This window comes from Deefgea piscis, from assembly GCF_019665785.1.
Classification (GTDB): Bacteria; Pseudomonadota; Gammaproteobacteria; order Burkholderiales; family Chitinibacteraceae; genus Deefgea.
Map to the genome: position 1 here is coordinate 2,125,071 of NZ_CP081149.1, position 24,374 is coordinate 2,149,444.

A 24,374-nucleotide genomic window follows, 5' to 3' on the forward strand; every position below is an offset into this window, starting at 1 on the left:
CCACGCCGTCGTTTTTCAGCCAACACATTTCAAATTCATTTCAAATTGCTTTTTAATTCATCCAAAGCTTGATCCATCAAACTATTGCCTGCTTGAATCCGGCGAATTCGGCCGCTATTGAGCGCTGCAAGCAACTCAGCGTGTAAAAAGGCTTGGCTATTGCCGCCATGGCGATTGGTAAACAAATAGCGCGTGGCCTTCGGGCTAATCCACGACAAACGCAAACGTAAAACTTCATTTTGCTCACCGACCCACTCCACCCACTCTCCCCGAACTGGAAACTCACTGTGCGGCGGCAAAGATTCACACGGCACGGCCGCTTTATTTTCTTTAGCGATTGCATTATCGCTCGATGGCAAAGTAGGCTCGGAAGAAGCAGCAACGGGCACGACTGCTGGGCGTAAACCATTGCGAATGGCCGCTGCATGGCAATGCACTAATTCGGCAAAAAACGACTTAGCTGCCGCATCACTCATACCCTGCTCGCGGGCAATGTCCTCTAGTGATTTAAGCATGCCGGGCAACACATTAACCAAGGCAAAACGCTCATCTGCACCTTGCTTGGCTTGAATACTCCAAATCAAATCGTCCATGGTTTTTAGTGCGGCGATAAATTCTGGCGCACTCTCACCAACAACGCCAAAGCGCTGCGCCAAAGCGAGGGGCCAATACTGCGCCAAAAAATCTCGCACCAAAGCGGGTATATCCGGTTGGCTCAACCGCGACTGCACCAAGGCCTCGCTGGTGACCGTTGCCAACTCGGCCATTTCGTTTTGCAGTAAGGCATGAGCATTACTTTGCAATGCGTCTTCAAGCGCTGCAACTTCTGCATCTTGCAGTGCTTGAAGCGCGGCAAGCGCTTGATCAAATACAGCAATATCATCGGTAAATTGCTGGCTTATTTGGGTAACAATGACGGCAATTTGATCATAACGTGCGTCGCCAGCGAGCATATCGGGCGCGTCGAGCGTAATTTGCGCCAAGGTGTCGAGCAAGACTCGTGCACTGTGTTTTTTATTGGCAAAAAACCCCGCATCAAGCATGGCTACTTTCAAAATCGGGATTTGTAGCCGTGCAATCAAGCCCTTTACCGACGCCGAGAGCCGTGCATCATCAAACATGCGCTCAAACAGCAAAGCAATCAGCTCTAATGTCATTGCGTCCATTTGCGGTAGATTTTTGGCCCAACCTGAATGCCGCAATACCCCCAACATATTGCGCTCAAAAACCGCAGCATCAGCGCCATTTAGCGCACTCGCCACCGGTGGCTTATGTTGCAACACATCCAAAAACGACATCCAGCCTGGTGCAGTCTCGACTGCGTTTTCGGCTATTGGTGTTTGTGCCAAATGCGCTAAATGCGCCGCTAATGGCATTGGCGTCGCCACGCTCGATGCCTGCTCCGTGTCGATAGCATCGACACTGGTTTGCGGCGAAAATGCTGGTGCCGTATGGTTTTGACGCTTAATCGAGCCAGGCATCACCCGCTCAACATTCTGCGCAATCAAGTATTGATTGACGTGCCGATATACGTCGGCCACTTGCTTAGACAGCTCGTTTTCAAAGGCTTTGAGCGCCACTAAGCGAGCGTCGATCCCTGTTTCAAGTTGTTTGCAAGCTTGCATAAATGCATCGCAAATCGCTTCTGGCGAGATCGGATTCGTTGCACCATCGGCTTGCTCCGGCATTAAACCGGCAAAACGCTGCTCAAGCTCGGTCAGCGCATCGCCCCCGGTGTGTTTAAAGGCCTTAACAATTAAATCTGCCGAAAGATGCTCTTCATATTCTTCGTTGGCGACCAAACTCAGTTGATCGGGATGGGCTTGAACACGATAAAACGGACTGCCTGCTTCTGTAGCGTCAGTGCTGGCCGCCTTATTCATTCGATCATTAAAACTCGATAAAAAGTTGCGCTTAAATTGCTCAGCCAATATGTCGCGCTTTTGATGTGTTTCTTCGCGTGCCGCAAAGTAATCATCGCGCAGCTTGCGATCAAAAGTCGTATCGGCCAACTCAAAATAAGTGTCTTCTAGCCGCTCAAAAAAACCTTCCATGGATTGGCTTAACATTTTTAACGCCAAATCACGGCACATGAGCAACATTGGATCGACATCGGTCGATGCGGTCATGACGGCTGATGTGGAATCAGCAAGGATAGAGCGAACTTGGCTCATGCTACGGCCTCTTTGTTGTCTGCGGACAATACACACATTAGCATTCAATAATATAGAATTATTACCCATTGGTCATTTTTATTGTGTGTTTTATTCAAACACTCATTACTTCAAGACCTTATGACGCTGTCACCAAAGCAATTAAGCCATTAAATAGGTGGTAACCCTTGTTGGAAGGAGTTGCAACTCCGTCTACAGTGGAGGACTGCATCCAGTCGATAGGCCACAGTCAAAATGAGCACAAGCACGCCTTTGCAAGCCCTACAAACGTGGGCAACCGAACATGTTTCAGGCGATATCGCCACGGCGCTACAACAATATTATGCCAACGTGCCAGAGGACGATTTACAGTCCCGCGCCACAGAAGATTTAGCTGGCGCGCTACTCGCACACTGGCGCATGGCGGCTCCACGCCAGCCACAGCAACGCTTGATTCGCGTTTACAACCCCAATTTAAGTGAACACGGCTGGCAATGCCCGCACACGGTGATTGAAATCGTCCAAGATGACATGCCGTTTTTAGTCGATTCAGTGGGTATTGTTCTAGCGCGTTTAAAATACACAGCGCACAGCGTTATACACCCCGTATTTAAAGTGTTGCGAGATGCCGAGGGGCGAATTACTCAACTCGATCCCAAAGGTCGTGCCGAATCATGGATGCACTTTGAAATCAATCGCATCAGTGACGCCGCCAACATGGCCCACATCGAACAAGAGATCAATCAAGCGCTCGACAGTATCGCCACCTCGGTAGCGGATTGGCCAGCCATGACTGATCGCGTTATGACGGCACTTGAACAATTGCGCAGCGACCCACCCCCACTACCCCGTTCGGTCGTCACCGAAACCATTGCCTATCTTGAATGGCTATTATCTGGACACTTTGTTTTTCTTGGCTTGCGCGACTACCAATTTAGCGGCGAGTCACTTAATGTTGTGCCGCACTCAGGCAAAGGCTTACTGCGCGACAATGGCTTAGCTCAGCCCTCTCATATTTGGGCCAGTTTATCGCCGGATTTACGGCAAATTGCTTACACGCCTGATCGCTTATTAATGCTCACCAAATCAGACCATCGCTCCATGGTGCATCGGCCGGTTTATTTAGATACCGTTTTGCTACGGCACATCAATGCCGATGGCCAATTGATGGGTGAATTAAGAGTTGTTGGACTGTATTCGGCCAGCGCCTATACCGCGCCGCCGCGACAAATCCCGATTTTGCGGCAAAAAATCGACCATGCCATGGCCCTGTGCGGCGCAGAATTAACCGGCTATCGCGGCAAAGCGCTACTCAATGTATTGGATACCTACCCACGCGATGAGCTGATTGAAATTGAGGTCGCTGAGCTAGCACGCATTGCCAATGGCGTCGTCAATTTGCACGAACGAAATCGCGTTCGCGCGTTTTTTAGAGATGATATTTACCGTCGATATGTATCGGTCATGGTCTTTGTGCCGCGCGACAACTACAGTACCGACGTGCGCATCAAAATCGGCAATCTCTTAATGCAGCACCTCAATGGCAACGCCACTGAATTTAATGTATTACTGAGCGACAACCCACTGGCGCGCATTCATTACATTGTTCGCCGCTCGGCCGTTGGCGACATGCAATACGATGCAAAAGCCATTGAAATCGAAATTGAACACCTCGCACAGCGCTGGCAAGACGGTCTACACCAACAATTAATTCAAAGTTTTGGTGAAGAAAAAGGCGGCACGCTACAACAAAAATACTTAAATGCCTTCCCTGCCGCCTACTGCGCTGACTTTTCAGCGCGCGTTGCCATTCATGATGTAGAGGCGTTAGAGCGCGCATTACAATCGCAGCAACTCGTCGCCACACTTACCCCGGGCAGCGCGCTCGATGAAATGGTCTGGCGCCTAAAGCTTTATCAACATCAAGCTATTGAGTTATCCGACTTTTTGCCGCTACTCGAAAGCCTTGGTGTACGCATTCTTGATGAGCGCCCGTACACCATCCACTTTGAAAATCAAACCGCATGGATTGTCGACATCGGCATTCGCCTACCGGCACAAGCTTCGCTTGAATCTGCAGAGCAACGGCTACGGTTTTTAGCGGCTTTTATCGCGCTTTCAAAAGGCGCAGCGGAAAACGACAAGCTCAATCAACTGATTTTGCATAACGGTTTGGCTTGGCGTGATGTACTGATTTTGCGTGCGTATTCGCGCTTTTTAAAGCAAGTCGCACTCAAATACGATATGGACACCATCGCCGATTGCTTATTGCGCTATGGCACACAAGCTCAGCAATTAGTGCATGCGTTTGAACTGCTGAACCATCCACAGCAGGCCGAGCCAGCTGTGGCCGAAATTACGCTCGAAGAAATCGCCCAAGCGGCGCGCGCCATGCCCAATATTGATGATGAAAAAATCATTAGCGGCCTACTGTCTGCAATACAAGCCACACTGCGGACCAATTTTTATCAAGACAACGGCAACAAAACTTACTTATCGCTCAAAATCGCTTCTGGCCAAATGCCAATGATGCCGCAACCGGTACCGATGTTTGAAATTTTTGTGTATTCACCACAAATGGAAGGCGTGCATTTACGCGGCGGTAAAGTGGCGCGTGGCGGCTTGCGTTGGTCTGACCGACGTGAGGACTTCCGCACCGAAGTGCTGGGTTTGGTGAAAGCGCAGATGGTTAAAAACACAGTGATTGTGCCGGTCGGCTCAAAGGGTGGCTTTATCGTTAAAAACCCACCCCTCGAGCGCGAGGCCTTACTCGCTAGCGGCGTTGCCTGCTACCAAACCTTTATTCGCGGCCTGCTGGATTTAACCGACAATTTTATCAACGGACAAATCATCCCTCCGGCCGATGTTTTGCGCCGCGATGGCGACGATCCTTACTTGGTGGTTGCCGCCGACAAAGGCACAGCGACTTTCTCTGACATTGCCAACGCCATCTCGCAAGAATATAACTTCTGGCTGGACGATGCATTTGCCTCTGGTGGGTCAGTCGGTTATGACCATAAAAAAATGGGCATTACCGCGCGTGGCGCATGGATTTCAGTTGAGCGCAGCTTCCGTGAGATGGGGGTCGACACCAATACCGACGCCTTTACCGCCGTGGGTATTGGCGATATGTCCGGTGACGTGTTTGGCAATGGCTTGCTTCGCACGCCGACCATTCAGTTGATTGCCGCATTTGATCATCGCCACATTTTCTTAGATCCACAGCCAGATAGCGCCGCGGCTTTTGCTGAGCGTGCTCGGATGTATGCGCTACCGCGCTCTTCATGGGCTGATTACAATCCAGAGCTCATCTCAGAAGGTGGCGGGGTATTCGCCCGAACGCTGAAGAAAATCAAAATCTCTGAGCAAATACGTCAAAAATTGCACATTGAGGATGCCGAGCTTGAGCCCGATCAGCTGATTCAAGCCCTACTCAAAGCGCCGGTTGACTTGCTCTACAACGGCGGCATTGGCACTTATGTTAAATCGAGCGCACAAACTCATGCCGAAGTGAATGATCGCAATAACGACGCCGTCCGCGTCGATGGTCGCGACTTACGCTGCAAGGTGATTGCTGAAGGCGGTAATTTAGGCTTTACGCAACTCGGCCGTATTGAGTACGCACTTAACGGCGGCAGAATTCATACAGATGCCATTGATAATTCCGCCGGCGTGGATTGCTCAGACCATGAAGTGAACATCAAGATTTTACTGGGCCGCATCGTTGCTGATGGTGATTTAACGCTCAAGCAGCGTAATGAAGTGCTCGCCAGTATGACTGACGAAGTCGGCCATTTAGTACTGCGTGATAATGAATTGCAAACTTTGGCCATTTCGCTAGAGTTCTCGCAGTCCTTATCATTGGCTTCGGTCCATTTACGCCTAATGCAATCGATGGAAGCGGCTGGCAAGCTATCGCGCCGTATTGAATACCTGCCAAGCAATAATCAGCTCATCGAACGCCAAGCGCTTGGATTGGGACTTTCTCGCCCCGAAATTGCCGTTTTAATGGCTTACGCCAAAATTGTGATCAAGCAAAATCTGCTCGACGAGTCATTGATTGACGACAGCCAATGGAACCAACGCCTGAGTCAGTATTTCCCAAGCCGCTTGCGCGAGTCTTTTGCCGCACAATTACCTTTGCATCCTTTGCGTCGTGAAATCATTGCCACTGTGCTGACCAATCACATTGTCAATCGCTTTGGCACCAATTCAGTTTATCGTTTGCAAGAGGAAACCGAGCGCAGTTATAGCGATATTGTCGACGCTTTAATCTCCGCCGAAAGCTTGCTCGATAGCGAAACGCTAGCGCTTGAAATCGAACAGAACGCCGATCAATGCAGTAGCGAAGGTCAAAATACGCTGCTGCTTCAAGTTCGCCGTCAAACCGAGCGTGTCGCACGCTGGCTGTTGCAGCAAACCTTAAGTAAACCGGCGCTTGATCATATGCGAACTTGTGCCGCCTTGGCCCTGCCCCAGCTGCCGATGTGGCTGACCAGTAGTCCAAGCCATCAAACGCAGGCACAAGAGTGGCAAGCCGCTGGCGTGAGTGGCGGATTGGCAATGAAAGTGCTCGCCGTCCAAGAAGCGCAATCCTTGCTTGAGTTAAGCCAGTGCAGCAATGACTCTGGGCAACTTGCCGAGCACATGCGGATGTATTTGGCGCTGGGCGAGGCTTTAGAGCTGAAATGGTTGGCGCTCGCCATCGAGCAATTGCCGCGTGAAAGCCGCTGGCAGACGCTCGCGCGTTTGGCGGTGCGTGATGATTTGCAGCGCCTACACAAAGAGCTCTTTATGCAAGCATGGCAACAAAGCCCAGACAACCTGAACGAATGGCTGGCGCAAAATAGTAGCGAGCGCGAGCGAGTGAGTGCCATGTTTACTGAGCTGCGTGCAGCCACCCCAGATTTGGCGATGATTTCAGCGGCACTGCGCGAGCTACGCCACCGATTAATCGTTAAAACTGCACTTAGCGAGGTTTAGTTATGCATTTCCGCTACTGCGAAGACGCACAGACTGATATAATTCACGGTTTTGCAATAGCAAACGCGGATTCTATCGCATGGAAGCGGAACAGCTTAATCAGATTGAAAACCAGCTCAAAGAGCTAGGCGTACGCGCAGACGAACTTAAGCGCTATCTTGACTACCCCGGAAAAGTCGATCGACTCGAAGAAGTCGTTCGACTCTCTGAGGCGCCAGAAACCTGGAACGACCCCAAAAAAGCCCAAGAAGTAGGCCGAGAACGAAAAGCCCTCGAGGATATCGTTCTGGTTTTAGATCGTGTCGCCGATGGCGTCACCGATTCGCTTGAGCTATTTGAAATGGCCAAAGAAGAAGGTGACTTTGGCACTGCCGAAGTGATCGCGCAAGAATACGCCTTACTTGAAGCCGAAGTGGCCAAGCTCGAATTTCGCCGAATGTTCAATAACCCAATGGATCCAAATCCTTGCTTTATTGACATTCAATCTGGCGCTGGCGGCACTGAAGCGCAAGACTGGGCCGGCATGCTATTGAGAATGTATGTTCGCTATGGCGAGCGCAAAGGCTTTACGGTTGAAGTGATGGAGCAATCCGATGGCGACATCGTCGGCATCAGCCAAGCCACCATCAAACTGACTGGCGATTATGCCTATGGCTTTTTGCGCACCGAAACCGGCGTTCATCGCCTAGTTCGCTGCTCGCCATACGATTCTAACAATCGTCGCCACACCTCATTTGCCTCGGTATTTGTGTACCCAGAAGTAGATGATAGTTTTGAAATTGATATCAACCCTTCTGACGTGCGTACCGATACGTATCGCGCTTCAGGCGCGGGTGGTCAGCACATTAACAAAACCGATTCGGCCGTTCGTTTAACGCACATTCCGACCAATACCGTCGTGCAATGCCAAAACGATCGATCACAGCATAAAAATCGTGATGAAGCGTGGAAAATGTTACGGGCTAAGTTGTTTGAACTTGAGCTACGTAAACGAATGGAAGCGCAGCAATCGCTCGAAGCGACCAAGTCTGACATCGGCTGGGGACATCAAATTCGTTCTTACGTATTCGATCAAAGCCGCATTAAAGATTTACGCACCAGCTACGAAGTAGGCAACATCAAAGGCGTCATGGATGGCGATCTTGATAACTTTATTGCTGCCAGCCTCAAACAAGGCGTTTAATTTATAGCATCCAAGCAGGGAGCGATCATTCGCTCCCTGATGTCATTAAGTGTATTGAGTGGAAAAACGATGAGTGAAAATCAAGTTGCAAGCCAAGCCGTCGAAGTGGCGGTCGATGAAAATCAAATTATCTTAGAGCGCCGCGCCAAGTTAGCGGCCATTCGCGCCAAGGGCATTGCTTTTCCAAACGATTTTAAGCGTGAACACCTCTCTGGTCCGCTGCACGATCAATACAATGCACTCGAAAAAGCTGACCTTGAATCTCAAGCCGTAATGGTAGCCGTAGCCGGTCGCATGATGCTCAAACGCGTCATGGGTAAAGCCAGCTTTGCCACTATCCAAGACGGCACTGGCCGCATCCAGTTTTACATCAGCAAAGAAAGCGTTGGCGAAGCCGTTTATGACGACTTTAAAACGTGGGACTTAGGTGATATCGTTGCCGCACGTGGCACGCTAATGAAAACCAAAACCGGCGAATTATCGGTCCTCGTGACTGAATTGCGCCTGTTGACCAAATCATTGCGTCCATTACCAGACAAGCACCACGGCATGGCCGACCAAGAGCAAATCTATCGTCAGCGCCACCTTGATCTGATTACCAATGATCATAGCCGCAGCACATTCATCAAACGCTCAAAAATCATCCAGCGCTTGCGTGAATTCATGGTGCACGAAGACTACCTCGAAGTCGAAACACCAATGATGCACTCTATTCCTGGCGGCGCGACAGCCAAGCCATTTGTGACGCATCACAACGCGCTAGATATGCCACTGTATTTGCGTATCGCGCCTGAACTTTACCTCAAACGCCTGGTTGTCGGCGGCTTAGAGCGGGTCTTTGAAATTAACCGTTCATTCCGTAACGAAGGCATGAGCACGCGCCACAATCCAGAATTCACCATGATCGAATTCTATGAAGCGTATGCTGACTACCAACGCATGATGGAAATGGCCGAAGGCATTATTCGCGCCTGCGCCAAAGAAGCAACGGGCAGCACAGTTATTGAGTACCAAGGCAAACCCGTTGATTTATCCAAGCCATTTACTCGTTTCACCATTGCGCAAGCCATTCAGCACTACAACCCAGAATACACCGACGCGCAATTAAATGACGCGGACTTCCTCAAAGCCGAGATCGCTCGTCTTGGCGGAAAACCGGTGCTTACCGCTGGTATTGGCGGCCTGCAATTGAGTTTGTTTGAAGAAAACACTGAAAGCAAACTGTGGGAGCCGACATTCATTGTTGACTACCCTGCTGAAGTTTCGCCACTGGCGCGCGCTTCGGACACGCAAGCGGGACTTACTGAGCGCTTTGAATTATTCATCGTTGGTCGCGAACATGCTAACGGTTACTCAGAGTTGAACGACCCTGAAGACCAAGCAGCGCGCTTCCAAGCTCAAGTTGATCTGAAAGACAAAGGTGACGACGAAGCGATGCATTACGACGCCGACTATGTTCGTGCGCTTGAGCATGGCTTAGCGCCAACGGGTGGTTGTGGTATTGGTATTGACCGCCTCGTTATGCTACTCACCAATGCGCCAAGTATTCGTGACGTGATTTTGTTCCCACAAATGCGCCGCGAAGATTAAGCATTACCCGTATTGCTTTCTAGCCTATATTTTTAATAAGCTAGAGTGCAATACCCACAAAAAAACCGGCGCAAGCCGGTTTTTTCTTACCTACCAATCAAGGTGTTAGGCGGTTTTTTCTTGCGTAGCATCATGCTGCGCCACCGCATCTTTTAAGGCTTTTGCGGCAGTAAATTTCAGCACGCGCTTGGCGGGGATTTGCACGGCTTCACCGGTACGTGGGTTACGCCCAACTCGCGCATCGCGTGATTTTAATGCCACTTTAGCCACGTTGGGCAAAACCACCTCACCACCGCCACTTACCGTTGCCACAATCACCTCAGACAATGTTTCAATAGTGGCCGCAACCGCTTTCTTTGAAACCTCTGGATGATCAATTGCCACCAAGTTATGGACAATTGCAATTAATTCAGTTTTATTCATACAAGACCTTTTAATGGGCGCAGCGCATAGATTAGATAAGCTATTATGCCGCAGCCCATGAAAATAAGCTTTAGCTTTGCGCATAGTTTTCCATTTATGCAAATGCACTTTTCACCTCGCTTTTAAATAGCAATCCGAGGAAAATGCGAATGTCACACAGAGAGATGACATGAACACCAGTAGCCAATCGCCAATTCCCAATATCACACTTTTAGCGCTTTTATTTCCTCTTGCCTTAGTTTTGTTTGAATTTGCAACTTACATTTCAAACGATATGATTCTGCCGGCCATGCCGATCATTGTTAAATCATTTGCAATTGATCCTATTCATATTCCATCGGCAATGTCGATTTGTTTATTGGGTGGCGCTAGCTTGCAATGGTTGCTTGGGCCTCTCTCAGACCGAATTGGCCGTCGCCCAGTGATGCTGGCGGGCGTACTGCTGTTTATTCTGTCTTGCATTGCCATCGTATTTTCTGAATCTTATAGTTGGTTTTTATTTTGCCGCTTTTTGCAAGGCACCGGCATGTGCTTTATCGGTGCAGTCGGCTACGCCGCAATCCAAGAAAGCTTTGCTGAAGCCACCGCCATTCGCGTAACCGCCTTAATGGCCAATGTGGCCTTGATTGCACCACTCATTGGCCCTTTGGCGGGCGCCATGGTCTTACAAGTGGCAAGCTGGTATTGGATTTTTATTTTTGTGGCGATTATCGCTAGCTTCTCCGCGCTCGGACTCTGGCGCTTTATGCCAGAAACCTCACCCAAAATTGACTCACCATTGCGGATTGGCCGCCTGCGCCAAGACTACACTGCGGTGCTCAGCAACCGCCGTTTCTTAGCGGGTGCAATCTCCATTGGCTGCACCTCAGCGCCTTTATTGGCGTGGATCGCTTTAGCGCCAGTGATTTTGATGCAAGACGCGCAACTCTCCACCATTGAATATGGCTACTGGCAAACGCCGGTATTTATTGGCTTAATTTCAGGCAATCTGATCTTGGCCAAAGTCGTGACTAGCGTGCCGATTTACAGAATTATAAAGCTAGGCTCGATTCCGCTCATGGTCGGCCTGGCGATGACATTGTGGCTATTTAAAGCGCCAATGGATTGGCAATGGCTGATTGCGTCACTTTCGGTGGCGGCCATTGGCATTGGCATTATCAATGCCGCGCAATTTAGATTGGCTTTATTTGCCAGCGACCAAAGCAAAGGCACAGTTTCAGCCATGCTCGGGATTATTATCATGGTGATTTTTTCTATCGCAATTGAGTCCGCCAAAATCGGCCATGAGCTGTGGGGCAATCGTGGGTTTGTTATTATCTGCTTAATTATGGGCTGCTGCGCCATTACGGCCAGACGCTATTTTTTACGTGGACCGCTTGGCGAACAAGCTGATTAATTGAGTACACACTATGCTAGGCGCACCATCTATCAATGTGGCATCGGATTGGCTATCCGAATTTCGATCCGAGCTACAACAAACACATGCCACGTTACTAAGTAATCCAGCCACCCAATCTGCGCAGTCAATCCTCAGCCTCGACTGGGCGGATGGCGCTGTATTTTTAGCGACGTGTCAGCACTGGATAAGCACCCGCCTAGCATCAGCACGACTGCATTTTGTGAGTCTAATCCCGACCACGTTGCAAATCAGTCGCCTGCAAAGCATTGCTCAACAACACCCCGAATTTGCCGGTTTAATTGATCAATTACAAGCCATCTGGCCAAGCTGGCAAACGGGATTTCATCGACTGCATTTAGAGCAAGGGCAAATCAGCCTTACCCTTGTATTTGGTGATTATGCACAGCTCAGTGAAATCAGCGGTCCAATTGATGTCATCTACCTTAATTCTGAGTTCAAATCGTCACTAACACTGATCCACTGCAAGCAATTACGCCGTATTGCCACGGCAAATAGCGTCGTTATTGGGCAAGGCAATGACCCCCTACAACGTCAGCACTTGGCCCAAGTCGGCTTTATCGTACCGCCGCCATCAGTAGTAAATTTTTGGTCAGCCACCACACGTCAAACTCGACATTCAAGCTACGTTGCGCCAATCGAGCCAGGAGCCATCATCCTTGGCGCCGGCATGGCGGGCTGCGCGATGGCCAATCAGCTTGCTGAACGCGGCTGGCAAATCAAACTGATCGACGCTCAAGCCGACATCGCCAGTCAGGCATCAGGCAATCATGTGGGCCTTTGTCATCCTACGTTAAGCCGCGATGATAATTTCCAAGCCCGCCTGTCACGCGCCGGGTTTGCCACCACCCAACAAAAGCTCAAGCAACTTAGCCAGCAAGGTACAACAATTCATTTTGGTGCAGAGGGTCACCTGCAATTGGCCAAAGACAGCGCAGCGGCGACGTTGATGCAATTAATCTGCACTGAACAACCGCAGCTTCATCAAATGGTTCGCTGGCTCGATCGACAACAATGCCAGACTCAGTTGGCGATAGACTGCGAATTGGGTGGCTGGTGGTTTCCCGAGGGCATGTGGGCCAATCCACACAGCATTTGCAAAGGGTATATCAATCAATATCCTGATTTAATTAAGCTTCAACTCAATACCCAAGTCGATCACATTAGATTTATTGATCAACGCTGGCATCTTTTTGATGCCAATCAGCAATGCATTGCCTCAAGCAAAACGCTGATATTGGCCAATGCAAATGATGCGACCCGATTGATTCCTGATACCCAATTACCGCTCTCGGCGAGCTTACGCAGCGTTTCTAAAGTGTGGAGTGATGATCTACCGGAAAGTACTTTCAGTCTTTCAGGCCTGAGCTATTTAACCCCTGCTCTCGCTGGTTGGCGCTGCGCCGGAGCAAGCTTGGTCGACACACAATATCCACAATATGCAGAGCAACAAAACCTCGACGATTTGAGTCAGCTTATCGGTACGGCGGTACTCACCAGCAAACCGGTTGAAACTCGGCTATGTTTTCGTCCCAATTCATCAGATCGGCTGCCTTTGGCCGGTCAACTCCCAGAGCACAACAACATACCACGCTCGGTTGATCAGCTCTTTCAAATACCACGTCAGCCCGGTCTATATGGCTTACTGGGTCTGGGTGCGCGCGGCATGACATGGCATGTTTTGATTGCTGAAATGTTGGCGTGTCAACTCAATCAAGAGCCACTTCCTATGGAGCGCAGTCTTGTCGCTGCAATTGATCCCGCACGATTTGCTTTGCGTGAGCTACGCAAAAAAGGTAAGGGCTTAGCCGTTCCACCTCAATTATCGTTTTAATTCAGGCATGCTGCGCTTTTGATTTTTGGGAGCGCAGCATGGGACGGTGGATTGATGCTTTGCAATGGGTGCAACGTTGGCAGACTAGCGGTTTAACTCAAGCCGAGTTTGTCCGAGTGCACCAGCTTAAACGCACTACTTTTTCCAGTTGGCTGCGCCGTAGCCGCCTCGAATCTGCCGACGCATCTTCAGCTGCAATCACCGAACCGCAGATCGCCCCGAAACCATCGGCGTCAAGCATCGTGCCCGCACAATGGCCCGCACCCGTTGCGGCGCAGTTGCAGTTGAATTTCCCCTCCGGCGTGACCCTGACTTTGCCTGCGGCGACCGATCCGGCTTGGGTCGCGGCGTTATTGCGCGGTTTGGCATGATGCCGCCATTCACTTCGCTGCAATTGGTCGTCGAACCGGTCGATATGCGCCTTGGCATCGAGGGTTTGTCGGCCAAGATTCACGCCTGTTTGCAGCGTTCACCCGTCGAAGGTGCAGCGTATGCGTTTCGCAATCAGCGCAGCAATCGCCTCAAAGTGTTGCTGTGGGATCGCTCTGGCGTCTGGTTGGCGCAACGGCGTTTGCATCACGGTCGATTTATTTGGCCACAATCGGGCGATGCTGTGTTTACGCTGGATGCGGCGCAGTGGCAATGGTTGGTGAGCGGTGTCGACTGGCAGCGATTAGCGCCGCCACCGCTGCCAGAATATGTCTACTAATTCACGCTGCGGATGGATAAAATAGTTGTCGCAGTATTACCCTATAAATCATGAAGGATATGATTTGTATGGCAATACCCAGTAAAATCAAAGCATGGATCTCGCTCAAGAACTCGCCAATTCAAACCTACCCGCCGCAGTCCGCGCGGCGATTTTGGCGCAGTCGGTACTCCTTGCTCAGCATACTGAATTAGTCACTCAGCAAGATCAACAACTCAAACAATACGTCTCCGACATCCAAAATAAAACGCAAACCATCGAAGCGCTAACGATGGAATTGGCCTATCTGCGCCGCATGCGTTATGGCGCTAAGACCGAAGTGATGAATCGCGAGCAGCGAGATTTGTTTGAAGAAGCCCTCGATGCCGATATGGCGGCGCTGGAAGCCAAACTCGCCGCCGAGCAAGCCAACAACACTCCCGAGGTCAGCGATAAAAAGCCACGCATTCGCGCAGGTCGCCAAGCCTTACCGGCGCATTTGCCGCGTACCGATATGGTTCACGAGCCTGAATCATGCAGTTGCGGCCAATGTGGTCAGGGTTTAGTTAAAGTCGGCGAAGACATTAGCGAGCAACTGCATGTGCAACCGGCGGTGTTTAGCGTGTTGCGCCACATTCGCCCGCAATACGCTTGCCGCAGCTGCCAAACGATGAGCGCTGCGCCGATTCCGGCGGCGATCATCAATGGCGGTTTACCCACTGCGGCCACTTTGGCGTGGGTGATGGTCAGCAAATACATTGATCATTTACCGCTGTATCGGCTACGACAAATCGCTGAACGCAGCGAAGTGCCGTTAGCGGAAACCACGCTGGCCAGCTGGGTTGGCACCGTCGGCTGGTGGTTGCAGCCATTGGCGGATCGATTGCGTGAACGATTGAAAGGCGAAACGGTGCTGCATGCCGATGAAACGCCAGTCAAACAGCTTGATCCGGGCAAAGGCAAAACCAAAACCGCCTATTTATGGGCGTATCGCAATACGCCTTTGAGTGGCAGTGCGCCGATTATTTTGTTCGACTACCAAGGCGGTCGCTCGGGTCAACACGTCCGCGATTTCCTCGCCGATTGGCAAGGTCAACTGATGGTCGACGACTATGGCGGCTACAAAGCGCTGTTCAAAACCGGCGTGATTGAGCTGGGCTGCTGGGCGCACGCACGGCGCAAATTCTTCGAATTGCATCAGGCCAACGGCAGCCCGATTGCCGCAGAGGCGCTGCGCCGTATTGGCGAACTGTATGCGCTGGAAGCGCAGGCTAAAGATTTAAACCCCGAACAACGCCGAGCGCTACGGCAGCAACAAGCGCAACCTAAACTGCTCGAATTCAAAATTTGGCTGGATGAAACCGGTAGCAAAGTTGCGCCCAATAGCGCCCTGGCTAAAGCGATCATTTACAGCCATCGGCGCTGGACGGCGCTTGAACGCTACGCCCAAAGCGGCATCGCGCCAATCGATAACAATCCGGTCGAAAACAGCATTCGGCCGATTGCGATTGGCAAAAAGAACTGGCTATTTGCAGGGAGCGAGCGCGCCGGTCAACGCGCTGCCGCAATTCAAACACTACTGGGCACCGCCAAACTCAACGACCTAGACCCGATGGCCTGGCTCACCGACACCCTAGAAAAACTCCCCACTTGGCCGAACAGCCGCATCGACGAATTATTACCGCTAAGAAGGCTAGCAGAAACTTAAGCGTCAAGGCGGTGGAGCGGCTGAGCGCTTACCAAAAAAGCCCAAGGCGCATCGAAAGAATGCAGAAAGCCCTCAAATTGAGCATAACAGTCGTGAAATCATCACAATTGAATGCTCAACTTGCATACAGTTTGCCACTAAGCAGCTGGGCTGAATCGACGTATAGTTGATCTCATCCCAAACCGTTACGAGGGCTTGAATCATGCAAACCACTCAACTTAATTACGCCCAAGTGAATTCATTCCAAGCGAAACATTGCTGGATACATTGCGAAGCAGGTCAACTATGGCTTAGCCACGATGGTGAAGATATTGTGCTGGAGCGGGGACAAAAATATTTTGTTCATCAAGGTGATTTAGTCGTTATTGAAGCATTGCAAAATAGCCGTTATCGGGTGCAAGCTAAAACTGCAGCCAACACTCAGCAAGCGCCAAAAACAGCGATGCCCGCAGCTGCACTCGCGCAATAAAGAGTTGGACTTACCGTTAATCTGCCATTCTGAACGATTAAGAAACCACTGATTGCGAATCAAAGATCCGCCTGCCGATATTAAATACAGGCTGGCAGTTGCACTTCATTCGAAGCGCCGTCCGCCAATGGAGGTGGGCTATGCGCGGAAAAATGCTTCTGATGACACTGCTATCAGGATTTATATCCTTAAGCAGCAATGCACAAATTATTGACGACATTATCAATGTCAACGACATTTTGGCTGCCGCCTGTGGTGAGCGCACCATTGTGCTGTGGGTCGATGAGAGTGAACAAATAGAGCCTTGTTTAATGGCCTACTCAGCGCGTTGCGTTGAAGTTCAATCCAACGAAGCTAAAAGCTGCCTCAATGTAATGCAAAAGCATGAAGCCGCAAAAAATAAAATAGACGACGCCTCAGTGCAAATGACGGCGTATTAAATACACCGTCACGCCATCTGTTAATCGAACTGATTAATATAACCTTGAGCCATCTGACCTAGGCGTTCGATGGCCTTTTCATGCGTTACAGTCCAAGGCTCTCCACAACAAATACGCAAACAATTGCGATAGCTACTGCTCGGCGAAAACATCACTCCAGGCGTAAAGCTAATCCCTTCAGTTAAAGCTTGCTGCAATAACTGCAAAGTATCTACTTTTTCATTAAGCTCCAACCAAAGCACATAGCCGCCTTGTGGCACATGCAAGCGCGTATCCGCCGGAAAAAACCGCTGAATAGCATCGACTGCATCATTAATCTGCTCGGCACAATGCTTACGCAACCGCCTTAAATGATGATCGTATCCACCACTTTCTAAAAAATGAGCGATTGTTCTTTGCAATACCAATGACGTAGAGTAGGTATTAATAAATTTAAGCTGCTCAATTTGTTTTTGCCAACGACCACCAAACACCCAGCCAATTCGAAATGCCGGCGCCAATAATTTAGTAAACGACGCAATCAGCATCACATTGCCCGTTTGGTCATAGGCTTTTGCTGGTCGCGGACGATCACCTTGATAGCAAAATTCACCATAAATATCATCTTCAATTAAAGGGATATTTCTTTGCTCTAATAATTCTACTAATCTTTTTTTATTTTCATCGGGCATCAAACTCCCACAAGGATTAGAGTAATTAGGCAACAATACGCAGGCTGTCACTGCCCCATTTCTTGATGCCAATTCCAGAGCCTCAATTGAAATCCCTGTTTTGGGATGCGTCGGGATTTCTAATGCTTTTAATTTAAAGCTTTCCAGAATTTGCAATAACCCAAAGTACGCTGGCGACTCGATCGCGACCACATCACCTGGCTTGGTGACCGCGCGCAGACAAAGATTAAGCCCTTCAATTGCGCCATGGGTAATTAAGACATCATCAGCTTCAATTTGACCGCCCCACGTCAAAGATCGACGCGCGATTTGCCGCCGCAACTGGATATCGCCAAGCGATTCGCCATAATCGGCAATCATATCGGGGTCATTTCGGGTTACTTGTGACAAAATTCGTTGAATTTGCTGATTTGGAAATAGTTTGGGCGACAAAATGGCCAAGCCAAAGTCGACTTTCAACGCATTAATTCGTGCCAAAACACTGGGTGTTAATAATGGGTCAATAACCACATGCGAAGGGCGTTGTGGCGGCTTAGTCAACTCAGGCGAAGCCAAATGGCGAATGGCGCGAACATAAAAACCAGACTGAGGGCGCGCCTCTACCAATCCACGGTCTTCCAGCTCTCGGTAGGCTTCCATAATGGTGGAAAGACTTAAATGACGCTCTGAGGAGAGCTTGCGAATTGAAGGTAATTTCTCACCGGCGCGCAACACTCCAGCATGAATCGCTTGCGCTAGTTCTTCAGCCAATTGAAAGTACAGTGTTTCTGATTTTTTTCGCTGCGATTGATCCAGCAATGTTAGGTCATTCATTTCGCCATCCCCCGATAGTCATGACACTATAACTGAGGGCTTAGAAAAAAAACAGTTTTACATTTTGCGCTGTGACAAAAATAGTGTACCGGATCAATATGCTTTAGATGACAAGCTAGAAGCAGCTGTATTGGCGGCATTGGGCTTGATTACAGCGATACTTTCTGGCGACTGATCGAGCACCTGAAAAAATACTTCACCCTGCCGAATCATGCCCAGCTCATTACGCGCACGCTCTTCAATGGCATCGGTACCATTTTTTAAATCCTGCACTTCGGCTTCGAGCGCGTCATTACGCTCTTTTAATTTGGCATTACTTTCACGATGTTGGCTTAATTGTGAATCCAATTGCCAAACTCGCAACCAGCTTCCTTTGCCAACCCAAAGCGGCCACTGCAAAGCAACGATAATAATCGCAAAAAAAATTGCCAGTATGCGCATACAAACCTTCGTGACAAAATAAAACCGGAGCTAGGCTCCGGTTTTACATCTTACTACAGACGCTAATTTACGTCGAAATAATTACCAATAAAAAGGATTAACCTTTCAACTGATAAAATGCACCGATACCTGGGTACACAGCTGCATCACCCAACTCTTCTTCAATACGCAAGATTTGGTTGTATTTTGCAATACGATCAGAACGGCTCAATGAACCAGTTTTGATTTGCATGCAGTTAGTTGCAACCGCCAAATCAGCAATCGTTGCATCTTCAGTTTCACCTGAACGATGGCTCATTACTGAAGTGTAGCCATGACGTTTAGCCAAATCGACAGCAGCCAATGTCTCAGTTAAAGAACCGATTTGGTTAACTTTAATCAAGATTGAGTTGCAAATGCCACGCTTGATGCCTTCTGCCAAAATTTTAGTGTTGGTAACAAAAAGATCATCGCCGACCAATTGAACACGCTGACCCAAACGATCAGTCAATACTTTCCAACCATCCCAATCGCGCTCGCCCATACCATCTTCAATCGAAATGATTGGGTATTTGTTAACGAGGCTTTCAAGGTAATCAACCATTTCAACTGAAGTGAAAGTGCGATTGCCTGATTTTTTGAATACATAATTGCCAGTGGCTTTATCAAAGTATTCAGAAGCAGCGCAATCCAAAGCGATACGGAAATCAGTACCGGCTTTGTAACCCGCTTTTTCAATCGCGGCCATCAACATGTCCAGCGCTTCTTCAGGACCAGCAACGTCAGGAGCAAAACCACCTTCGTCACCCACTTGAGTTGGCATGCCTTTATCGTGCAAGATTTTTTTCAAGTTATGGAAAACTTCTGCACCGTAACGCATTGCTTCACGGAATGTTGGCGCGCCAACAGGAACAATCATCAACTCTTGGAAATCCAAGCTGTTTGATGCGTGCTCACCACCGTTAATCACGTTCATCATTGGTACTGGCAAAGCCATCGGGCCTGAACCACCAATGTAACGGTAAAGCGGCAAGCCTGCTTCTTCAGCAGCCGCTTTTGCAACCGCCATTGACACAGCCAAGATGGCATTTGCACCTAAATTACGCTTGTCTTCAGTACCATCCAAGTCAATCATCGTTTTGTCGATGAAAGCTTGATCTGCAGCATCAAGACCAATGATGGCTTCACAGATTTCAGTGTTGATGTTTTCAACAGCTTTCAATACGCCCTTACCTAAGTAACGTGCTTTATCACCATCACGCAACTCAAGCGCTTCACGCTCACCAGTTGATGCACCAGACGGTACTGCGGCACGGCCCATTACACCTGATTCTAGAAGTACATCGGCTTCTACTGTTGGATTGCCACGTGAATCTAAGATTTCACGTGCGATCACTTCAACGATTGCGCTCATCGGTTCTATACCCCTTAAAACGGTTGAATTAATACTGCGATAAAATTACACAACACTTTACAATGTATGCTCAATAAAGGAGTGTGCCTTAACTACACGGTCAATGTCTTTGAGGACGGTCAGCAATTCCTTCATTCTCGCGATTGGCATGACATTCGGACCATCAGACATGGCTTTGCATGGATCAGGATGGGTTTCCATAAAGACACCCGCAACACCCGAAGCAATTGCCGCACGCGCCAATACCGGAACAAACTCACGCTGGCCACCTGATTTATCACCCAAGCCACCTGGCTGCTGCACCGAATGGGTGGCATCAAACACCACCGGGCAATGTGTATCGCGCATAATCGCCAAGCCGCGCATATCACTCACCAAGGTGTTATAGCCAAAAGAAGTGCCGCGATCACAAACCATAATATTGTCGATGCCACCATTGGCTTCTTTGGCTTTTTCAACAACATTCTTCATATCCCAAGGCGCCATAAACTGGCCCTTTTTGATATTCACTGGCTTACCAGTGGCACAAACCGCATGAATAAAGTCAGTTTGGCGCGCCAAAAAAGCCGGGGTTTGCAATACATCCACTACTTGTGCCGCAATCGCTGCTTCGGTCTCGGTATGAATATCAGTAAGAACAGGCACCCCTAGCTGACGTTTCACTTCCGAAAGAATTCGCAGGCCTTCATCAATCCCCAAACCCCGAAACGATTTACCGGACGAGCGATTGGCTTTGTCAAAGCTAGATTTATAGATAAATGGGATGTTTAACTCGGTAGTGAGCTCTTTTAAATAACCTGCAGTATCGATTGCAAGTTGCTCACTTTCAATCACACAAGGACCGGCAATGAGAAAAAAAGGATGCTCAATACCCACATCAAAGCCACATAACTTCACGCCAACCTCCTCGGGTATACCGCTCTAAATTTGATCTAATATAGGCTAGCAGCCAATACCCATTTGAGCAATACACAAATACACATCAAATACTTGGCTTCACCTCGACCCATTGATAATGAATCGAGGCGTCCAAACGACAACACGAGCAGCTATTAAAGCAGCTTATTGTTACTTATTTGCAGCTCAAGCCTTCACGGCCATTCTCTTTGGCATAAGCAATTGCTGCCTGCACATAAGAGATAAACAATGGATGACCATCACGTGGCGTCGAAGTAAATTCTGGGTGGAATTGACAAGCAAAGAACCAACGATGATTTGGCAATTCGATGGTTTCAACCAAGGCTTCCGCCCCCATTGACTTACCACTGATTTTTAAACCTGCCGCTTCTAAACGCGCCAAATAGTAATTATTTACTTCGTAGCGATGACGATGACGCTCAATTGCGGATGTGCCACCATAAATTTTAGCTGCCAAAGTACCCTCTTCAAGACGGCACTCTTGCGAACCCAGTCGCATCGTGCCACCCATATCAGAGTTTTCATCGCGTTTTTCTACTTGGCCATCATGATTAACCCACTCGTCAATCAAGGCCACGACAGGGTATTGAGTTGCTAAATCAAATTCGGTGGAATTGGCACCAACCATGCCAGCGACATCGCGAGCATATTCAATCAACGCAATTTGCATCCCCAAACAAATCCCCATGTATGGGATATTGTTTTCGCGAGCAAAACGGACCGCAACAATCTTGCCTTCAACACCACGTTTACCAAAACCACCTGGCACCAAAATGGCATCCATATCGCGCAAGCACTCAGCGCCTTCTGTTTCTAGCGATTCAGAATCAACAAAGTGGATTTTTACTTCTGAATGGGTATGTAAACCGGCATGCCGTAACGCCTCAATCAGCGACTTATACGACTCGGTTAAATCAACATACTTACCAACCATGGCAATATTAACGGTCTGCTGAGGGCTTTGCACCGCAGCGACAATCTTGTCCCAAACCGACAAATCAGCGGCAGGCAATTGCAGGTCGAATTGTTTACAGATAATTTCATCAATACCTTGTTCAGATAAAACACGAGGTATTTTGTAAATAGAATCTACGTCAGGACAAGAAATCACGGCCTTTTCTTGAACGTTAGTAAACAAGGCAATCTTGCGACGCTCTTCATCGGGCACCATGCGATCAGCACGGCAAATCAGCACGTCCGGCATAATGCCGATTTCGCGCAATTCTTTAACGCTATGCTGTGTCGGCTTGGTTTTGATTTCACCCGCTGCGGCGATATAAGGCACGTAAGACAAATGCACGAAGCAGGTATTTTCTTTACCCAGCAAAACGCCCATTTGACGAATCGCTTCAAGAAACGGTAGAGATTCGATATCGCCAACTGTTCCGCCCACTTCAATCACCGCAACTTCAGAGCCTTCTGCGCCGAGGCTAATGAAATGACGAATTTCATCGGTAATATGTGGAATAACTTGAACAGTTTTACCGAGGTATTCACCGCGACGCTCTTTTTTAATCACCGAGTCATAAATTTGACCGGTGGTAAAATTATTGCGTTTTTTCATTTTCGCAGTGATAAAGCGCTCGTAATGGCCCAAATCTAAGTCAGTTTCAGCGCCGTCTTCGGTAACAAAGACTTCACCATGCTGCATTGGGCTCATCGTACCTGGATCCACATTGATATATGGATCAAGCTTCATCATGGTTACATTAAGACCGCGTGACTCTAAAATCGACGCGAGAGATGCGGCGGCGATGCCCTTACCTAAGGAAGAAACAACGCCACCGGTTACGAATATGTACTTGGTCATGTTGGTGCGCACAAGTTTGAATCCCCTATTCTACCTGAACAACAGCGCCCCCTCAATTCTGGACAAGCACAAAAAAACCTGAACGGCACTCTTTTAGGTATTTATGTACACCACAAAGATCATGCAACTTCACGGAATACCAAGGAAAACTGCGAGTTGATGCAATCTGCCGACTGCGACAAATCTGCAATAAAAAACGCGCATACCCTACCAACAACATCAAAAACACCATACACAAGGATATTCACCGCGATTTAAATAAAAACCGACTCCCTCCGACATCAATAGCATCGAGTAGCGTAATGCCAGCAAGCTGCAACATAAAAACCCACAATTCAAGCACTCAATCCGACCAGCCAAGCACAAAGCATTTAAACGATTCAAACCACACATACAAATCAACTACGCAGACTTACCAGATAAGTATCTGTCTCAAAATTGTCATCATTGCATATTACAAGTGGCTTATGCTTACGCATCATTAATATTGCATGATAGCATTTGAAAGGTGGCGAACAGCACAGTGCGCCCCAAACTCAAACATAGAACCTAATCACACCTCTTCTAGGGAATATTCGCGTATGGCAAAAGTTGCACTAGTTACTGGCGGCATGGGTGGCATTGGTACGGCAATCTGTCGAAAACTAGCCGATGATGGCTTTCAAGTGGTCACGACCTATTCCAAACCAGGCAAAGAAACCAGCTGGCTGTCTGACAATCAAGCCGCAGGCTATCATTTCCACGCCTATGAGTGCGATGTGACTGATTATTCTGCTTGCGCTACCTTGGCAGAAAAAATCAACAGCGAATTGGGCCAAGTTGACGTCCTCGTCAACAACGCGGGCATTACACGCGACGCTTCATTTAAAAAGCTGAGTAAAACAGACTGGGACATGGTCATCGGCACTAATCTAAACTCGGTATTTAATATCTCCAAACATTTTGTTGACGGCATGGCTGATCGTGGCTGGGGCCGTGTCATTAACATCTCGTCAATTAATGGTCAAAAAGGTCAGTTTGGGCAAACCAATTACTCGGCAGCGAAGGCCGGCATGCATGGATTTAGCATGGCATTAGCGCAAGAAGTCGCCAAGAAAGGGGTTACAGTTAATACGGTATCACCCGGTTACATTGCTACCGAAATGGTCATGGCCGTTCCTGAAGATGTTCGTAATAAAATCATCACCAACATCCCAGTTGCTCGCCTTGGTCTTCCTGAAGAAATTGCCGGTTTAATTAGCTACCTTGCATCCGATTTGGCTGGATTTATGACCGGAGCCAATCTTGCAATCAATGGTGGCCAACACACGTGCTAAGTAAAACGATTCGCAATTAATTTTTCATTTTCAAACCGGCCATTTTATGGCCGGTTTTTATTTATTTGACGCCACTCAATACCAAATACAAAAGTTGCAATGTAATAGCTTGTGTATAAGCATT

Annotated in this window: 18 protein-coding genes; 11 read left to right on the top strand and 7 right to left on the bottom strand. The window is 48.8% G+C overall.

Translation table 11 applies throughout. The features are described 5' to 3' along the window. Positions 1-35: 35 nt before the first annotated feature. Positions 36-2,174, bottom strand: coding sequence for a DUF1631 family protein (locus tag K4H25_RS09855; protein ID WP_221020353.1), 2,139 nt, complete (start codon positions 2,172-2,174; stop codon positions 36-38). A 234-nt stretch (positions 2,175-2,408) separates the two neighbouring features. On the opposite strand from K4H25_RS09855, the gene K4H25_RS09860 reads away from it, so the two are divergent. The 3 genes from K4H25_RS09860 (at position 2,409) to lysS (ending at position 9,909) form a co-directional block, all read left to right on the top strand. Continuing rightward, entirely contained in the window at positions 2,409-7,136 is a 4,728-nt protein-coding gene (locus tag K4H25_RS09860; RefSeq protein ID WP_221020354.1) for an NAD-glutamate dehydrogenase, read from the top strand. Positions 7,137-7,215: 79 nt separating this feature from the next. Beyond that, positions 7,216-8,319 carry a peptide chain release factor 2 gene (gene prfB / locus K4H25_RS09865; RefSeq protein ID WP_182077195.1) on the top strand — a complete coding sequence of 368 codons (1,104 nt, stop codon included), beginning with the start codon at positions 7,216-7,218 and terminating at the stop codon, positions 8,317-8,319. A gap of 69 nt (positions 8,320-8,388) precedes the next feature. Continuing rightward, positions 8,389-9,909: a lysine--tRNA ligase gene (lysS, locus tag K4H25_RS09870; protein WP_221020355.1), complete on the top strand. Its 1,521-nt coding sequence runs from the start codon at positions 8,389-8,391 to the stop codon at positions 9,907-9,909. Positions 9,910-10,014: 105 nt separating this feature from the next. On the opposite strand, the gene K4H25_RS09875 is transcribed toward lysS, so the two are convergent. Continuing rightward, on the bottom strand, positions 10,015-10,332 hold the full coding sequence (locus tag K4H25_RS09875; RefSeq protein WP_221020356.1) for an HU family DNA-binding protein: 318 nt from the start codon (positions 10,330-10,332) through the stop codon (positions 10,015-10,017). A 169-nt stretch (positions 10,333-10,501) separates the two neighbouring features. Here K4H25_RS09875 and K4H25_RS09880 point away from each other — a divergent pair, with 169 nt between their 5' ends. From K4H25_RS09880 to K4H25_RS09910, 7 genes are all read left to right on the top strand, one after another. Continuing rightward, positions 10,502-11,728, top strand: coding sequence for an MFS transporter (locus tag K4H25_RS09880; protein WP_221020357.1), 1,227 nt, complete (start codon positions 10,502-10,504; stop codon positions 11,726-11,728). Between the two features lie 13 nt (positions 11,729-11,741). After that, positions 11,742-13,583, top strand: coding sequence for an FAD-dependent 5-carboxymethylaminomethyl-2-thiouridine(34) oxidoreductase MnmC1 (mnmC1, locus tag K4H25_RS09885; protein WP_221020358.1), 1,842 nt, complete (start codon positions 11,742-11,744; stop codon positions 13,581-13,583). A 38-nt stretch (positions 13,584-13,621) separates the two neighbouring features. Then, entirely contained in the window at positions 13,622-13,954 is a 333-nt protein-coding gene (gene tnpA, locus K4H25_RS09890; protein ID WP_221020359.1) for an IS66 family insertion sequence element accessory protein TnpA, read from the top strand. Next, on the top strand, positions 13,951-14,292 hold the full coding sequence (tnpB, locus tag K4H25_RS09895) for an IS66 family insertion sequence element accessory protein TnpB (RefSeq protein WP_221020360.1): 342 nt from the start codon (positions 13,951-13,953) through the stop codon (positions 14,290-14,292). The genes tnpA and tnpB overlap by 4 nt, the downstream gene beginning before the upstream one ends. A gap of 94 nt (positions 14,293-14,386) precedes the next feature. Next, positions 14,387-15,979 carry an IS66 family transposase gene (tnpC, locus tag K4H25_RS09900; RefSeq protein WP_221020361.1) on the top strand — a complete coding sequence of 531 codons (1,593 nt, stop codon included), beginning with the start codon at positions 14,387-14,389 and terminating at the stop codon, positions 15,977-15,979. Positions 15,980-16,181: 202 nt separating this feature from the next. Further along, positions 16,182-16,448 (top strand): DUF2917 domain-containing protein, encoded by a 267-nt coding sequence (locus tag K4H25_RS09905; protein ID WP_221020362.1) that lies wholly within the window; start codon positions 16,182-16,184, stop codon positions 16,446-16,448. Positions 16,449-16,588: 140 nt separating this feature from the next. Beyond that, a complete protein-coding gene (locus tag K4H25_RS09910; protein WP_221020363.1) occupies positions 16,589-16,888 on the top strand; it encodes a hypothetical protein in 300 nt (99 codons plus the stop codon). A 20-nt stretch (positions 16,889-16,908) separates the two neighbouring features. On the opposite strand, the gene K4H25_RS09915 is transcribed toward K4H25_RS09910, so the two are convergent. The 5 genes from K4H25_RS09915 to pyrG all read right to left on the bottom strand — a co-directional run bounded on the left by K4H25_RS09915 (position 16,909) and on the right by pyrG (position 22,934). Continuing rightward, complete coding sequence (locus K4H25_RS09915) at positions 16,909-18,372, bottom strand: aminotransferase-like domain-containing protein (RefSeq protein WP_221020364.1); 1,464 nt, start codon at positions 18,370-18,372, stop codon at positions 16,909-16,911. Between the two features lie 93 nt (positions 18,373-18,465). Next, entirely contained in the window at positions 18,466-18,813 is a 348-nt protein-coding gene (gene ftsB, locus K4H25_RS09920) for a cell division protein FtsB (protein ID WP_221020365.1), read from the bottom strand. A 97-nt stretch (positions 18,814-18,910) separates the two neighbouring features. Then, the gene (eno, locus tag K4H25_RS09925; RefSeq protein WP_182077170.1) at positions 18,911-20,206 is read right to left on the bottom strand and encodes a phosphopyruvate hydratase; all 1,296 of its coding nucleotides are present in this window, start codon (positions 20,204-20,206) and stop codon (positions 18,911-18,913) included. Between the two features lie 57 nt (positions 20,207-20,263). Further along, positions 20,264-21,103, bottom strand: a complete 840-nt coding sequence (kdsA, locus tag K4H25_RS09930; protein WP_221020366.1) for a 3-deoxy-8-phosphooctulonate synthase — start codon at positions 21,101-21,103, stop codon at positions 20,264-20,266. A 175-nt stretch (positions 21,104-21,278) separates the two neighbouring features. After that, positions 21,279-22,934 carry a CTP synthase gene (gene pyrG, locus K4H25_RS09935; RefSeq protein ID WP_221020367.1) on the bottom strand — a complete coding sequence of 552 codons (1,656 nt, stop codon included), beginning with the start codon at positions 22,932-22,934 and terminating at the stop codon, positions 21,279-21,281. 581 nt (positions 22,935-23,515) lie between these two features. Between pyrG and phbB the strand changes: the two genes are divergently transcribed. Continuing rightward, positions 23,516-24,250 carry an acetoacetyl-CoA reductase gene (gene phbB / locus K4H25_RS09940; protein WP_221020368.1) on the top strand — a complete coding sequence of 245 codons (735 nt, stop codon included), beginning with the start codon at positions 23,516-23,518 and terminating at the stop codon, positions 24,248-24,250. The last annotated feature ends 124 nt before the right edge of the window (positions 24,251-24,374 follow it).